Here is a 17,402-nt window from a genome sequence, read left to right as displayed (position 1 = left end):
ATTCAGTATTTGTACGCATGATTTTGCTAACCTCTCTGTTGCAGGTTATGTTTGTTTTTCAGATAACTCTTGAATGGCATATAATCTTTAGCTTTTGCAACAAAAACTAGCTATTTATGCTGAACAATGCATTACTGATCTAATAGCCATCTGTCATACTGAGCGCAACGTGGAGCGGCACTGAATTCATTGCAAAAGAGACTGAAAAATTTTATCTCTTAATCCACACCGTCATTAATAAAAATCGAAAATCTAAATTTGAAGTTGGGTTGAGCAAGGAAACCCAAGCTATAAAAAACAGAATTCCGACTCATTTTTATGGGAATTTGTACTTAGTTGAGTATAGAGGGACATTTCAATTCATAGTAAAGTGGAAACTTTGGAAACTTAGTGGAAACATAGAAACAGTTTATTGACATGCAAGTTTGCTGGGTGTCACACTTCTGCTAAACACGAGGGTGAACAATGAAAATCACCAAACAGCGGCAGAAAATTCTCGATGCACTTCAGCAATGGTTTAGTATCCATAAACAAGGGCCAACTCTAGAAGAGTTGTGTCAAGAACTCGGAATGCAACCACGCCAGAAAGCAACAGTTCAACGCTGGTTGCAAACTATGCGCGGTATTGATGTGGAATGGGATGACCACAGCGCCCGCAGTCTTCGCCTCCTCACATCTGAACCGGAAAAACTCTCCTTACAGCTATCTGTGACGGACACTCTGCGGTATCTGGCTACTGGTGTGGTGCAGTGGGAAAAACTTGAGCTAGAAAAGCGAAGTCAAGTGCCAGAAGCCCTTCGCATTGGAATGTCTCGTATGTACTTAACTTCTTTACTACGGGGAGAACAAGCCCCAGAGAACCTACCACAATTTTTTGATTGGGCGGAAACATCAATTACTTCTTGGAAACCAGCCCAAGAGATTAAATATCTTTCGCCAGATGTCAGCGTTATAGAAGACGGAGTAGTTTCCGATTTTGCTAGAGAATGGCAAGTTTCGGGTAATGATGTGGTGGCGCAGGTACAAGAGTCAGTACTGAAAGATGTACTGGAATACTGTCGGGGAAATCAGCTAGAAGATGCCTATCGCGCTTTTCGACAACTGATTATTACTAAACCCACTCTTCATTACTCAGAATATCGCCAACAGCTACGTTTACCCGAACTCAGACCACTGCGCGAGTTATTGTCACGGTTAGAAATTTATGTCGATATGGATAAGTTGGCAGAGGATAGAGTCTATCATCTGTGTCCGCGCTGCAAGTATTTGCAACGCCAACGCCCTGATAGTACATATACCTGCCGTACCCCTTGGTGTGAAAGACTTTGTGCAACCAGCAACTTTCAACCATTACCACCTATTTCTAAAGAAAAAGCAGCAGACTGGAAAGCTGTTACTTCTGGCGTGCATTTGTACGGTACGCTTCCAGGAATTTGGGAAATTCAACTCAAAGAAGAACTTACAAAATTGGGTTTGCGCGTTACTCTCTGGCCTTTTGTCGATGAATTTGACTTACTCGTAGAGTTCCCGCGCAAAGTTCGCTGGGCAATTGATTTTAAAGATTGGGCATCCGTGGATGCAGAACGTTTGCGAAAGGTGCAGTATCGGCGTGATGCAACGGAAACCTTTGTAGTTTTTCCAGATGAACGTGAAGACTATTTGCGGATAAAGGTAGTGCGCGAACAACTAGAACCTGAACTTGAAGGGGTGCGTTTGCGCTTATTTAGCGAAATCATCACTCAGGCTCAAGCAATTTTAGGGAAGAAAAAATAATGCGTGACACCATTAGCTGGCGCAAGGATCTGTGTAAAAAACTCCGCAACTCGGATGAATTACAACAGCATATAGTATCTAGTTTAGTTAACGCAGATACTGAGGTACAACAGCGAGAACTTAAGCGTCTTGCCCAACTCATTGCTGATGTGGAATTGGGATTAACCCTACTTAAGGAAGTAGCACCTGAAGAACCTGCAACTTCTGTGGAAGCTTTGCTCAAAGGATATCGCTTTCCAGTTGAACAATTACAAAGCGATCGCAACTGGCAACTTATACAAAATGCTCGTTTCTATTTGATTAAGCGTAAAGGCAGACAATGGCTGCGAGTTCTTCAGGAGTACATCAACTTACCTAAAATTATTAGAATCTACAGCCTTGAAGAGGCAAGGAATGTTCCTCAACCTATTCCATCCAGTACCTACCCAACTCGTTTAGAGAAGATATATCTTCCAACTTTATTAAAAACTCCACAGCATAGACAACGAAAAGTCAAATTAGCAGATGAGGGACGGTGGTATGCCAAGATTTCCCAAAAGGGTAACTCTCCAGTTGAGGTTCCGATTGATATTCCCAAGGAAGTTGCTAACATAGCACCTTCATCTGTAGTATCCCTTCGTCGCACACGGACTAAGCAGAATCCACAGTGTAGCGTTACCCGTGAAGAATTAATACTAGCTGCCCAAGAAATGGACGATAAATTGTCCCAGTTTGGGCAACAAGAAAATTATCGTAACCGCTTGGAAAATATCCTCTTCCAGCTATACGATGCTGAATCAGATAATTTCCAGCACGGTAATCAGCTAACTTTAGATGGTCTTATCCACATTGTCGGGCTTTTGAATGTGGGCAAGTCTACCCTGTTGGAAATTATGATTTACTACTTTGCTAAACAGGGAAATCGCTGTGGGTTGATGGTGAATGATGTTGCTACAGCAGTGCGCCTCGCTTCTTTGTTCTGCCACAAATTAGGAATTCCTGCTGCACCAGTGTTGGGTAATAAGCGCCAAGAGCAACTGGCAAAAGTCTACGAACCTATTCTCAAAAGTGACGGTAAGGAAATTACTAAGGGAGGGATGCACCCTGCATGGCGTTGGTTTAGCCCAGTCTGCCCACTTTTAGCTTTAGTGCAATCAGAAGATAAGTGGGAATTTGGCAATGAACCTTGTCACAAGCTTTATCAAAAAGTTCTTATAGCTGATAATGATGATTCTGATGATGAAGACTGGCAGGAAAGTGATGAGAAATACACTTGTCCGTTTTATTACAAATGTCCACGTCACCATTTAGAACACGATATTGCTACAGCTTTAGTATGGATTTTCACCCCTGCTAGTTTCATTCATACTCGTGTACCCCGTCAGGGATTTGAACAAGACTTGACCTTTGCTGAGGCTGTTTATCGAGAATGTAAATATCTATTTGTTGACGAAGCTGATCGCGTACAGATTCAGTTTGACGAAGAGTTTGCCCCTGATGAAATCTTAGTCGATGCTTCTGAAAACTCATTTTTAAATAAACTCGGACTTAATCAGTCTACGATTTACAATTCCGATCGCAGTGATATGGCAGGCGATCGCTTTGTTGCTTGGACAAGCGCACATTACCATACCCAAAATGCTACTAACCGCATCTATCATCTACTCCTCACCCACTCTAAATTGGTTGCGTGGTTGGGGCCACTTCCCTTTACAGGTCGTTCTCTATTTGCTCGAATTATCCGTGACCTAGTTGATCCGCCTGAGATTCCTGTCTCAGCGAAACCAAAACTAACTCGCCAACAAATCATGGAAGAACGGCGTAAACGTATCATTGAAGCAGACTTGGCTCCCACAGAGCAACGTCGCCGCCGCAAACAAATGATGGATCAACTAGATGGATTTTTACAACATCCGCTCAATCCCCGACGTGGTGGTGAACTTTCAGATTTGGCGTTGACAATACTAACTGCGGAAGATGACCGTCAAGCCTTAGCTGAAATTGCTCCTTGGTGCAAAAGATGGATAGAAATCCATAATCTTTCCCTACCTGATGAGACTCAATTTGAGGAACTAACCCGAAATCTCCAGTTTGCGATTTTAGTCACCATACTCGATAACCGCCTGGGTTTTATAGTTGATAATCTGAGCGACCTCGGCCGGGTAATTAACTTGCACGACTCAAGCCAAGACCTGTTACATCGTCCACCCGATGACTTCCTCCCAGTTTTACCAGAATCGCCAGTGGGAAATATTTTAGGTTTTTTGTATAAGCAAGAACGTAGCGCTAGAAAAGCTGGCAAGTTGGACTATTTCCGCTATGTAGGTGTAGGTCGTGCGTTACTGTTAAATTTCCCAAAACTGTTTGCAGTTGACGATTGGCAGGGCCCACATACTGTTCTGATCTCAGGTACTAGCTACGCTCCAGGTTCGCCTGCCTATCACATCAACATAAAACCCACTATATTGTTGCAATCTAGAACTGGTGAGGCAGGTATAGCTGAAAGTCAGTTTTTCTTTAGTCCCAAACAGAATCCGCAAGCAAACTACATTGCTTTATCAGGATTACCACCAGCAAAACGCAAACTTGCTGCTAAAGAAATGATCGAGGCTATGTGCTACTCAGTAAGAGGTGGAGAGAGTTTTCTAGATGGAGTATTTCAAGATTTAGCACAGCGAAAACAACAGCAACCAGAATGGTGGAGCGATCGCGATCGCATCTTGATTGTCGTGGGTAGCTACGATGAATCCGAATGGGTCACGTCTATCTTACAATCGCGCTACCGTTTCGACGTAAACATCAACGATGACGGTATTGCTACCCTCCGTCGTGATAATGCTCCTACTCATCTTCATGGGATTCTGCGAAGCGAAATTAGGAATTTACAACACTTACCCACCCAGATTGTAGTTGCTCCTTTGATGGCTCTAGAGCGGGGTCACAACATCTTGAATGCTCAAGGCAAAGCTGCATTTGGTGCAGTGCTGTTCCTCAACAGACCTATGCCAATCCCTGATAACTGGCAATCTACTGTTCAGCAACTCAACGCTTGGGCGCTAAAGCACGAAAAAGACTCCACTCTTTATAAAGAAGCTCAATCAATATCGGGGAACCTAACCCTAACTCATGTTGCAGATATTTTCTACCAGAATGCTGTTGCCGAAATGGTCAATCTAAACTACACAGCATGGGCTTTTAAGCAACTAACACAAGGAGAGCGATCGGTACTTTGCTGGACTCAGTTAGTGAGTATCTGGCAAATCATCGGGCGTTTAGTGCGTGGTGGAGTACCAGCAGTAGTCCATTTTATAGATGTGAAATTCGCGCCAAATTCAGCCATTAGCGAACAAGACAGCCAAAGTACTTCACTTTTGGTTGCCATCATCAAGGTGCTGGAACCCTATGTAGAAGGTGAGGATGTGCTGGCGCGATCGCTCTATGGAGCTTTTTTAAATGCGTTGAAACAAATGAGAGAAAGAAACTTAAACTATGACTAAAATTATTCTTCCTGGTGCTTGGGAACTTACTGCAACGAATCCAACATGCGAACTTTATGCAATCTATGTCCCTACAAGATGGCGACAAGTCACCAACAACCTTGCTCAACAGCGTGCCAGACTCCAAGGTAAAAGTTATCGGGCTGTACCAGTTTATTCCCTCGATCCCCTGGTAGTTGGTAGTTTTCCTAAAATTATCAAGACTTTGCGTAATGGCTGGCAAAAAGACAATGTACCTTGGCTGTTAGCAACAGAAACTACAGAACTTTCTGACCTTTCTGATTTAGGTAATTTGATCAAAGATTGGTTAATAGAAGAATTTAGTTCCTTGGAAGATGTTGAGTCACAGCTTGCAAATTTGAATAATGATGATTGGCAATGGGGAAATTCACAAACCTATGAGTTACTCCATCCTCAAAACAAAGTCGAAACAAGCAACCTTTACCAAGCAATTCCAGATTACCTTGCCGAGAAGTTTCTCCAAAAACCAACAGTTTCTTTTGGCGTTGATGAGCAGTATCAACTGACCTTTTACCGAGTAGTAAGCCTCCAAGGTGCTGAGTTGATGTCATGGCCTCCCACTGAAGTTACCGTAACTAAAGGAAAGGAAACAACAGAAACAGCCTATATATCATTTGTTCTTGAGTTTGTTTTGCAAACAGTTCCCTGGCGCGAAAAACCTATTGTTTATCATCATTTATCAATTCGACGTTGGCTGACAAAACCTTTGAATTATGTACCTTATCCAGGCGTGAAAGCTCATATTGGTAATAACCGTCGCTGGTTAGATGGACAACGCCAAACCTTTTGCTTTATTCCACTGATGATTAACCGTTATGGAAAGGAAATGAAATGGCCTCAAGCCATCAGCAATCTTCTTTCTCTCAATGACTCTCAACTTCCTGACGCAAATAATCTCGTTTCTAACCCAAATCACAACTGGTCACGTGTTAACACAATTCCTAGTGGTATCCAAGCTGCGATCGCCTACACTTCTAAATTAGGAGAACCACCTTGTTTCCCTGGTGTCAGTCCACAAGATTTGGCTAGTTTAGATCAAGCTATTGAAGCACATCTCCCTGTTCAGAGAGTGGGTGAGGCTAAGAGGGTGACAGGTAACATTTTTATTTTCTGGCCTTTAGAAAAACCCAAACAGAAAATTGTTCCTCTCCTTGCTGACGAAGATATCCAATCTGCCAAGCCAAAAAAAGCCAAGAAATCTGACAATCCTAATCATTCACATACACCAATGCTGCGACCAAAATTAGCAGCGCCAGCAGTATTTCGTGAAGCTGAAAATTCCCTCCGTACCATACTTATTTTGTGGGAAACTCCACAATGTCGTAATGCGCTGATTGCTGAAATTTGCCAGTTACTCTATTTATCACCCACAAAAGTAGAAAATATCTATGAAGGTTCCTACGGTTCTCTATGTATCAAGACTCAACATGTTGGCGACCTTACACAAGACCTTGAAATTCAACATTTTTCTGAAGCAAGGAAAACTTATCAACAGCAACGTACTAATTTATTAGTAGAGCGCATTAATCAAATTATCGCGTTTATACCCCAAACTAAAAAACTAAGTGGGGCATTAATCGAAATTAGACTGAAACCTCGTATATCCGAGGCTGATACCAAGTTGGCGTGGCGAATTGGGGCAATGAAAGCAGGCTATCTCAACCAACATATTCATCGGATAACTTATATTACCAAAGCTGGTGAAGAAAAACCGAAAAAATCTGGTTTGGAGCCAGTAAAACGAGCAGTATCAGATTTACTAAGGCAATTTGGGCTTTTACCTGATACTCCTTTAATTAATTCCAAAAAAGATGGCATTGATCCTGATGTCTGGTTAACCTGCTTTTATGTTCTACGCCGTACCCGCAAAACCAATGCTGAAAATATTCCCAAAACTGTTGTTTTGATGATCAGAGTTAATCCAATAACAGCTCAAGTAGAATTAACAACTCCTGATTTATTTAAAGAACAAGGCTGGATATCATATCCTGTTGGACTCGCACATCTTCTTAATGAAGACTGGGATTCTAACTCTTATGATGAAAGTAATGAAGAGCTTGATGATGAACAAAAGCGCAAAGAGCAAACCAAAGAACAAAGGCTAATCAATAAGTTCGTTGCTGAATGTTTGCAAGAATGTTTAAATACTCAAATTACTGATAATAAATCCCCGCGTGTGCTGTTCATGGCAGAGGCACTAAATGCCCGCAAAATGCTGAACTGGCTACAAAACCAAAATCTACTTACTAATGACCCACTGCAAGCACTAAAACAGTACCTTTCACAAGAACAAATCAATCGTCTGTGGGTTGTGCGCTTACGAATTGCAGATACTGGTGAAGTACCAGTTGCTATTGTTAAAGATTCTCCTGGGAGTCGAACCAGTGGTGTTTACCTATGGCAGGGTGTGTGTGATCATGGGGAGCGATCGCTCTACCTGAGCGTTAGAAAGGCGTTGTATACTGAACGAGGCACAACAATATTACAAAAAACTCAGTCTCGCCTTGACAATGGCAGCAGGCAAGCTGGAAAAGCCAGAATCCTAGAAATAGCCTTGATTCATCACCCAGAAATCAAGGGCGACAAGCTAGCTCACTTTGTCCACTCTCTCCGAAGTCGCTGGCCTTATTTTGCAAATGACGTTTCCCTACCTTTGCCTTTTCCCTTTGCAATCAAGGCTAAAGAGTATGCTATCAGTACTAAAGATCCAGTGGAATCCTCAGAGACTGACGATTCCAATTTTTAACAACGAAGCTACCTTTCAGATTTTGCAACAATATTAAATCATTGGCTGTTAACCGCAAAGATTGGTAACAATAGGAATAAGCACAACGTTTTCCTAAAAAACAGTTTTATGAGCAATACCAGTAATTTTCGTGAAGCTTTCCGTGAGGCTAAATCTCACGCCCTCGTTGGTCCTAACGTAATCGCCAACGCCCTCCCCTACGTCGGTGGTGGATTGGTATTAACCGCATTAGGAACCTACGGCGGTTTGGGAGTTATCCGTACTAACCCCGGAATATTCTTTCCCACCTTCATTGGTGCGGTGATTTTGGAGTTGATTTTGTTCTTTGTTGCCCAAAATGTTGCCCAAAAAGGTAATAAGGGGCTTGCACTACCCCTGTTGGCAACCTACAGCCTCTTATCTGGATATACCCTCAGTGGCTTGGTGTATGTCGCCTTGAGATCCCAAGGTGTTGGCATTCAAGGTATTGGGTTGGCTGCCCTTGGTTGTGGCGTCACCTTTATTGCTGCTCGTCAAATTGGTTCAAATCTTTCTGAACAAGATGGGATGGCTTTGACAAAAACCATCAATCTCGGCGTTATCGCCTTGGTGGTTGTGTGCCTTGCCCAATTCGGCTTTGCCATGTTTGGTGTTTACACGCCAAATTGGTTAGAAATTGCCATCTCCGGTTTAGGAGTATTTTTGTTTGTTGGGGTTTCTGTTGTCGATTTTTACATCTTGCCCCGTACTTACAGCGATGACCAATATCTGCCTGCTGCTTTGTCAATGTATCTCACTTACATCAACTTGTTTGTCTTTATCTTGCGGTTGCTAATTGCCATCAATGGCCGCGATTAATTACCTGTAGACCCTAACAAAAGTAAAGTTCTATAAAGCAAAAACCGTGGTTGCTGAAAATGTAACCACGGTTTTTCATCGTTTTAATTTCTAACCGCCCTTTTAACCTTAGGTTGACGCCAATAACAGATGTATAGACCTACAGGAAATTGTGGCTCAAATAGATGAAAAAGTTGTAGTGAAAATTTGTGAAATAATTTATCATATATAAAATTTGCATTCAATTAATTCTTTTTCCGAAGGATATAGATTTTTTTCAAAAACAGGATAAAAGCAGTATTTTATCCAAGTGTTATTAAGTATTTATAGAAATATATGGCTGAGGCGTTTATTTCTTACTCCCGCAAAGATAAAGAGTTCGTCAAAAGGCTTTATGAAGCGCTGAAGGAACAGAAGCGAGATATCTGGGTGGACTGGGAGGGAATTCCGTTCACGGCAGATTGGCGCAAAGAAATTTATGCAGGAATTGAAGCCGCTGATAATTTTATCTTTATTGTTAGTACGAATTCAGTCGTTTCTGAAGTCTGCGGTGAAGAGATTGCACACGCCCTCAAGCATAATAAACGTTTAGTGCCAATCGTGTTGCAAGATGTTAAGGGCGTTCATCCCGAATTAGCCAAAATTAATTATATTTTCTTCCAAGAAAGTAATGATTTTGAGCAAGCCTTTCAATCATTACTCAAAGCACTCGATACTGACCTAGCTCATGTTAAACAGCATACCCGCTTACTCGTGCGAGCCTTGGAGTGGGATCAGAAAAAACGCAACAATAGTTGCTTGTTACAAGGTATTGAACTAGAAGAAGCAGAGCAATGGTTCACCCAAGGAGCAGGGAAAGAACCCTTGATTACACCACTCCAACAAGAGTATATCGGCGAAAGTCGCAAAGCCCAAAGGGCGCGTTACAGAACTAGATTTTTGGCGTTGACTTCAGGGTTGGCAATTTCAACGGGATTGGCTATTGTTGCAGCAATTGGGTGGAAGGAGGCGATTAACCAACGGATAGAAGCACAAAAATCGGAACTTGGAGCCTTGATTTCAGCGTCAGACGCACGTTTTACCTCAAATAAAAATACGATTGATGCCTTAATAGAAGGTTTAAAAGCCGGGAAGAAACTCAAAGAACTAGATACAGCCAAAGTTAACATTCCCAATCAGGAACGGGCAAAAGTTATGGCTGTGCTGGGACAGGCGGTTTACTGGATAAGAGAGCGCTCACGCCTCCAAGGGCACAGCGATTATATCAAAAGTGTTAGTTTTAGTCCCGATGGAGAAGCGATCGCTACTGCTAGTGGAGACAAGACAGTAAAACTTTGGAACAAACAGGGCCGTTTGTTGCATACTTTACAAGGGCATCTCGATCAAGTCGTTAGTGTGAGTTTCAGTCCCAATAGTCAAATTCTTGCTTCTGCTAGTTTAGACGGAACGGTGAAACTTTGGAAAAAAGATGGCAAGGAACTTAAAACCTTTAAAAAGCTGAATACTAAAATTCGATCTGTGAGTTTTAGTCATGATGGCAAGACCCTTGCTTCTGGCGGTGACGACAACATGGTGAGACTTTGGAACATACAGGGTCAAGAAGCCAAAATACTCAAGGGACATACACGCCCAGTCACTAGCGTGAGTTTCAGCCGCGACGATCAAATCCTTGCTTCTGCTAGCGCAGATAGGGCAGTGAAACTATGGAACAAAGACGGTAAAAAACTGAATACTCTAGAAGGACAAGAAGGACATAAGGATACAGTCACTAACGTAACTTTCAGTGATGAAAATATCCTTGCCTCTGCCAGTTATGACGGAACGGTGAAACTTTGGAATAGCTATGGGAAATTGCTTTCAACTATTAAGAGATTAAAGACACAAACTAGTCCCATCAACAGTGTCCATTTCAGTCCCAATGGTCAGACCCTTGCTACGGCTAATGAGGATAACAGCGTGACACTCTGGCAGAGAAATGGCCAGGAAATTACTACCTTTACAGCACATAGTGGTGAAGTCAAGAGCGTGAGTTTCAGCCCCAATGGCCGTACCCTTGCATCTACTAGTCAAGATACAACAGTGAAACTGTGGCAAATTGACCACCCTTGGCAGACCATTCTTATTGGACATCAGGCTGCTGTCAATCGCGTGAACTTCTCACCCGACGGTAAAGCGATCGCTACCGCCAGTAATAACGGGATAGTGAAACTCTGGAATCAGCAGGGCAAGCAGATCAAATCGCTGAAAAAGATCAATGACTACACAATTTGGGATGTGAATTTTAGTCCAGATGGTCAGATAATTGCCACTGCTAGTTATGACGGGGCGGCCAGACTGTGGAATCGGCAAGGTCAGCTGCTCAATACTTTAAAGCATAGCGATCGCATTCTCATTCATAGCGTGAGTTTCAGCCCAGACAGCAAAACTATTGCCACCGCTGGAAAAGATAGAACAGTAAAACTCTGGAATCGCCAAGGTCAGTTACTTAAAAGCCTAAAAGATAGCGCTACTGTCTATAGCGTCATTTTTAGTCCAGACGGCAAGATGATTGCCACTGGTAGTTATGACGGGACAGTGAAACTCTGGAATCAGCAAGGTCAGTTGCTTAACACCCTAAAGCATAGCACTGCTGTCTACAACCTCAGTTTTAGCCCTGATAGTCAGATCCTTGCCAGTGCTGGTGCAGATGATAAAGTACAACTTTGGCGGCTTGACGGTCGTGTGATCGGCAGTCTCGATGGGCATAGTGCTGCAATCTGGCAAGTAACTTTCAGTCCTAATGGTCAGATGATTGCCACTGCCAGTGATGACAAAACAGTAAAACTTTGGCACAAAGACGGGACTTTGATTATTACTCTTACTGGTCATAGCGGTGATGTCAATGGAATCAGTTTCAGCCCTGATGGTAAGACTCTCGTTTCTGGCAGTAAAGATGGGACGGCAATTTTGTGGAATGTGGAAAATCTTACCCTAGATAATTTCATGGGGCGTGGGTGCGATTGGCTGCATGATTATCTAGCAAATAATTCTCAGGGTCAAAGCGATCGCTATCTTTGTGATGGAGTTAAAACTCTGACTAAATCTTGATTCTGCCAACTTTCAGTATTATTTCACTGGTTAAATGCTTCAAGAAAAGTAATAAATTTTAAATATTTTTTTGCATAAAAAGAACCAGAACGATAGATAACCATAACAACATAAATCTGAGAGGAAAGTACCGTGGATAGAAAAGCAACAGGTTGGATACCAGACTACCCCGATTTTAGAGATTACCGTATGGACGAAATCAATCAGAAGTTAATGATGACTGTCCAAGATATACAGATAAGTAATGATAATGATTCGCAAAATAGTCTAGAAGAACTGTTTGAATTACTAAATTCAATAAAAAATGAACTAAAAGAACCTTCCAAAGATAAACTTGCCTCGAAGTTTGAAAAATTTGAGAAAAAGAGAAGCAAAGGTTTAAAATTAGTCAACGCTAAAGCTCTTAAAGAAGAAATATTTTTAGCTCCTGGTTGTACAGGTCAGGAAGTCTATAATCTTCAACAGAAGTTATTTAAATTTAAGGACTATCGCCAGAAGTTTGGAGATTATTGGAAAATACAGATTGACAAGTCTGAAGAAGCTGCTTTAAATTCAGAATATATAGAATATGGCTATTTTGGTAAAATTACAGAGGAGGCAGTCAAACTACTTAAGAGGATTTTTGGAATCTTAATTGTTTCAGATGAGAATATTGAAAGGGTTGGCTCAGATGAAAGTGTTGATAGTGTTGTAGATCAAGTTACATTATATACTTTGAACCAAGTTTTGGAAATCCTAGAAAGTCCAGAAACAAAAAAAACTTTTGAAGATGAAGACACGGAAAAAATAATTTATAAATTGGGGATGTTTGATCCAGAAATTAAAGAAATTCAAAAAAAACTGAATAAACTTGGTTATCTCAAAAACTTAGGAGAAAATAACGGAGCAATAAGAGGATTATTTGATTATCTCACACAGGATGCAGTTCAAGAATTCCAAACACAGAACGATTTAAGACTTGATTCTACTTATGGGTTAGTTTGCAAAAAGACTAGAGAAAGTTTAAATAAACTATGCAAAAACTATGATAGTTATTCACAAAAAATTGACGTTGGTGAGAAAGTTCAAGAGCTTAAAAATATACAGAATCTTTTACGTGAGTTAGGAGAATTTGATGGACAAGTAACAGGGTATTTTGGATCGCAGACAAAGGCAGTGATAACATCATTTAAGGCTAAATATCGACTAGCAGAAGATGGAGATAATTTCAAAAAAACCTTGGAAGTATTAAGAGACCTAGTGACGCTCAAAAAACAAGAACGGCGGGAAGTTTTACCTGTATCCTCAGCAATACCCATAAGTCTTTATGAAGCCATTTTCAGAGTTTTTGAAATTTCTGAATTTCAAGCTGAAGAGTTTGTGAGTGAAAAAGAATTACAAGCACCTACAAATACTAATCGTGAAAAAGGATTGCAACCATCTACAGACACTAACAACTGTGATATTGCTAACCACCAAAGTGCATTAAAGCGGTCAATTAATATGATAGTTAAGTTGATTGCTCAAATAATTTCTCCTTTAGCTCAACATATAAATCTTGAAAAAGCTGTAAGAGACGTATTAGAAAAGCTAGATCAATGGTTTGATAAATCTGAGTATGTTAACGAGATACGTAAAAAAAATAATCCACAAGAGAATCAGCAATTAATTACTAATCCTGCCAAATATGAATCTTCTCAGCAAAAACTGCGGGAAAAATCTAGTATTTTTTCTCAAACTGAACAGGAGATAAACTTATTTAAAGACTGGGAGTTAAATCCAGTTTCTTCATATATAGCTCTTTCAGCAATTTTAAATTTCAAAAAAGCCTTGATTAATATTTATCAAATAATTTCTGATCAAGGAGACAAGCACGAGGATAGAAAGAAGAGACTAGCTAGCTCTTTGAAAAAGATAGATGATATATTTAAGTTTATAAAAGATTTAAATATAATTATCGAAAATGTAGAATCGAGCTTGAGTTACAACCCTTATATTCAGGAAGGGAATCATTTAAAAAATCAACATAAAAATCTGAGAACAGTCATCCAAATACTACCAGAATTGCCAGATAAACTAAAGTATTTGGATAAAAGCCCAGAGTTTCAAAGTGATTTACTACTACCGATAGAAGGTAATTTACAAAAATCTATTAGAGAAAAACAAGAAGATTGTAAGAAGGTAACTGTATATTTATTAATGCCAGAATTTGTGGATTTAAGCTTCTGGTGTTCTCCAATTGAAGACCAAGGCTCACTGGATTCATGTACGGCACATGCTGGTGTTGCTTTAATGGAGTACTTTGAGAAAAGAAGTTTTGATAGGTATGTCGATGCTTCTCGGCTTTTCCTTTACAAAGCGACACGTAATCTCATGCATCGTCAAGGTGATGTAGGGGCATCTCTTCGGCAAACTATGCAGGCAATGGCATTATTTGGAGTGCCCCCGGAAGGCTACTGGCCCTATATAGAAGATAAGTTTGATGAGGAACCAACCCCTTTTTGCTACTCTTTCGGTCAAAGTTATCAAGCGTTGAAATACTTTCGCCTAAACCCCTCAGGCACTACAGAATATATACTGCTATTGCGAATTAAAGCAGCTTTAGCTGCTGGTTTTCCCTGCGCGTTTGGGTTTACTATGTATTATTCCATCGAGGATTTAAACCCAAGTGGTTATATTGCATACCCAGTTAAAAACGATAAGGTAAAGGGAGGTCACGCTGTTGTTGCAGTTGGCTACGACGATCATAAGGTAATAGACAACGCTGATGGTAGTAGACGGTCACAAGGAGCATTGCTAATCAGAAACTCTTGGGGAACCGATTGGGGTCAAGGGGGCTATGGTTGGCTTCCTTATGACTACGTATTAGAAGGGTTGACAAATGATTGGTGGTCGTTGCTGAAGTCTAAGTGGTTTGAGACAGGACACTTCGGGTTAGGAGCAAACGATTGGGCGTCTGATTTGGGGGGAGGACATACAGATGACAAACCGCCAGAGAACCCTAAACCTAAGCCGTAAATGGTTTATAGGTGCGGCGTTCTCGCGTGCAAATTACTCGCTATGATCGCACCTGCGAAATCTGTGATTCATGGCAATAGCAGGCGACATACTTGCCTAGCTAGTGTAGAAGTCAGCCCGATCTCAAATGAGTCTATTGATTTTGAGATTTTAGAGAAGGACTTGGAAATTACTTTGCGATGCTATCCTATCCTATCAGGGGAATGTCAACCGCCCAGAAATATGGGTGCGAGTGTTTCACGAGAAAGATTTACGTACTAATCTAAAAATAGAAACACCTTCTGCGGTAGCGGTCTTAAACGGTGAAATTGATTTGTTTATCAAAGCCTATCTGTAACAACTGACCAAGTGGTGCAGAGAGAATCTACCCAACTACAGCTAAAATTAATAAATACAAGTAGAATAAAGAGCGATTTTCCAATCCAAAGCGCTCTATTTATCATTCAGCAAGCATTATGGATGTCCTAGAACTAAAACGCGAAATCGAAACGTTGTCTGGCCGCCTGGGTAAAACCCAGGACTATCTTTGACGTACCTGCACTGACAGCCAAAATTCAAGACCTCGAAAAAATATCAGCACAGCCAGAATTCTGGAATGACCAAACCCAGGCCCAACAAACGCTGCAAGAACTCAACGATCTGAAAGCTCATCTTCAGCAATACGATCGCTGGCACGCCAATCTGGAAGATACTAAGGCAGTTGTTGAATTGTTGGAGTTAGAAACCGATGAGGCACTACTCGAAGAAGCAGAATCTACCATTACTAAACTGAATCGTGACCTGGACCAGTGGGAGTTACAACAGTTACTTTCTGGCCCCTATGATGCGGAAGGTGCTGTACTGACGATTAGTGCTGGTGCTGGTGGTACAGATGCTCAAGACTGGGCATTTATGCTGATGCGGATGTACACCCGTTGGGGCGAAGCACACGGCTATAAGGTAACTTTAGCTGAAGAGTCGGAGGGTGATGAAGCCGGAATTAAATCGGCAACCCTAGAAATTACCGGTCGCTATGCTTATGGTTACTTGCGATCGGAAATGGGTACACATCGCTTAGTGCGGATTTCACCTTTTAATGCCAACGGCAAACGACAAACCAGTTTTGCAGGCGTGGAAGTGATGCCGCAGATTGATAACTCTGTGCAATTGGACATTCCAGATAAGGATTTGGAAATCACCACAACTCGTTCTGGTGGTAAAGGTGGGCAAAACGTCAACAAAGTAGAAACTGCGGTGCGGATTGTTCACCTTCCCACGGGTCTTGCCGTGCGCTGTACAGAGGAGCGATCGCAGCTGCAAAATAAAGAAAAAGCCTTAAATCGCCTCAAAGCAAAGCTGTTGGTCATCGCCAAGGAGCAACGCGCCCAAGAAATTGCTGAAATTCGTGGTGATATGGTGGAAGCCTCTTGGGGAAACCAAATCCGTAACTATGTGTTTCACCCTTACCAAATGGTGAAAGATTTGCGTACAAACACGGAAACAACAGCGATTGGTGATGTGATGAATGGCGAACTTGATACATTCATCCAAGCTTATCTGCGCCAAGAAAATAAACTAGTAGAAAACACTCTGGCATAAAGCCATTTATTACATAACATCCCGATTGCTAAGGCGTTTCACTGAGAAACGCCTTAGCAATATATGGGCGATCGCAATTCTATCCCAGACCAACTGTTACAGTTATAAAAGAGTCTGTAGACAAATAACTATGAGCAACTCACCTTCAACAGAACCTCAACCTAGCTACGTCAAACTCGCCATGCGAAACATGGTGCGGAAGGGTGGAACTTCTTTAAAGCATTTTGGATTGACTGCTGTAGGGCTTTTAGCTCTGCTTGTTGGTCTTGCTTACCTCACTCATTAACGACAAATCGTAAACCTCAGACAAGGAGACTGTGTGCCCCTGAGAGTTGAACTATATGTGGAGGAGTATTTTTATGAGTTGTCCCCGATAACATCTCTAAAGAATGCCGAGACTAATGACCGAATTACCCCTGAAACTTGGGAAAACTGGTTTAATCACTGGTTGGAAATACTTCAGCCTCAGATTCCCCCAGCGCCAAGTTATGAAATCGGGCTGTGTTTGACAGATGATTCCCAAATTCAAGAACTGAATGCTCAATATCGTCAGCAAAATAAGCCGACAGATGTTTTAGCCTTTGCAGCTTTGGAGGTGGATTTTCCTCAAAGCAAAGAAATGCTTGCCTCTATCCCATTATACTTAGGTGATATTATTGTGTCTGTAGATACGGCACAACGCCAAGCTCAACAACAGGAACATAGCTTACCAACTGAGCTAGCCTGGTTAGCTGCTCACGGTTTATTGCATCTGTTGGGCTGGGATCATCCTGATGAAAAAAGTTTGGAGCGAATGTTAAAACAGCAAGTGATATTGCTGAATACAATCGGTATTGCTATTGACATGGAATAGCAGTAGCTTATGTATGCCTTAATGTCAATTTTGGGTAATACTTTTATAATACTTC

General features: G+C 41.5%; 9 protein-coding genes. All 9 read left to right on the top strand.

All coding sequences use genetic code 11. From position 1 onward, the window contains the following. The first annotated feature begins 465 nt into the window (after window positions 1–465). The gene (locus RMY27_RS18935; RefSeq protein ID WP_322665804.1) at window positions 466–1,773 is read left to right on the top strand and encodes a Fis family transcriptional regulator; all 1,308 of its coding nucleotides are present in this window, start codon (window positions 466–468) and stop codon (window positions 1,771–1,773) included. After that, window positions 1,773–5,249 (top strand): hypothetical protein, encoded by a 3,477-nt coding sequence (locus RMY27_RS18930; protein ID WP_322665802.1) that lies wholly within the window; start codon window positions 1,773–1,775, stop codon window positions 5,247–5,249. Before RMY27_RS18935 ends, RMY27_RS18930 begins: the two co-directional genes overlap by 1 nt. Continuing rightward, window positions 5,242–8,016 carry a pPIWI_RE module domain-containing protein gene (locus tag RMY27_RS18925; protein ID WP_322665800.1) on the top strand — a complete coding sequence of 925 codons (2,775 nt, stop codon included), beginning with the start codon at window positions 5,242–5,244 and terminating at the stop codon, window positions 8,014–8,016. Before RMY27_RS18930 ends, RMY27_RS18925 begins: the two co-directional genes overlap by 8 nt. Before the next feature lie 108 nt (window positions 8,017–8,124). Continuing rightward, a complete protein-coding gene (locus RMY27_RS18920) occupies window positions 8,125–8,853 on the top strand; it encodes a Bax inhibitor-1 family protein (RefSeq protein ID WP_322665798.1) in 729 nt (242 codons plus the stop codon). A gap of 315 nt (window positions 8,854–9,168) precedes the next feature. Beyond that, on the top strand, window positions 9,169–11,919 hold the full coding sequence (locus RMY27_RS18915) for a toll/interleukin-1 receptor domain-containing protein (RefSeq protein WP_322665796.1): 2,751 nt from the start codon (window positions 9,169–9,171) through the stop codon (window positions 11,917–11,919). Between the two features lie 132 nt (window positions 11,920–12,051). Further along, window positions 12,052–14,916 carry a peptidoglycan-binding protein gene (locus tag RMY27_RS18910; RefSeq protein ID WP_322665795.1) on the top strand — a complete coding sequence of 955 codons (2,865 nt, stop codon included), beginning with the start codon at window positions 12,052–12,054 and terminating at the stop codon, window positions 14,914–14,916. Between the two features lie 455 nt (window positions 14,917–15,371). Continuing rightward, window positions 15,372–16,494, top strand: a protein-coding gene (gene prfB / locus RMY27_RS18905; RefSeq protein ID WP_322665793.1) for a peptide chain release factor 2 whose coding sequence is annotated in 2 segments (ribosomal slippage) — window positions 15,372–15,443 and window positions 15,445–16,494 — 1,122 coding nt in all. Because the reading frame shifts where the segments join, the coding sequence is not laid out codon by codon here. 130 nt (window positions 16,495–16,624) lie between these two features. After that, entirely contained in the window at window positions 16,625–16,780 is a 156-nt protein-coding gene (locus RMY27_RS18900) for a DUF3285 domain-containing protein (protein ID WP_094350437.1), read from the top strand. Between the two features lie 78 nt (window positions 16,781–16,858). Next, entirely contained in the window at window positions 16,859–17,347 is a 489-nt protein-coding gene (gene ybeY, locus RMY27_RS18895) for an rRNA maturation RNase YbeY (protein WP_416212355.1), read from the top strand. Window positions 17,348–17,402: the final 55 nt, after the last annotated feature.

The organism is Nostoc sp. DedQUE09 (assembly GCF_034530915.1).
In the GTDB taxonomy this organism is placed as follows: Bacteria; Cyanobacteriota; Cyanobacteriia; order Cyanobacteriales; family Nostocaceae; genus Nostoc.
The sequence above is the reverse complement of the archived record's forward strand: the minus strand, read 5'-3'. Positions and strand labels throughout refer to the sequence as shown.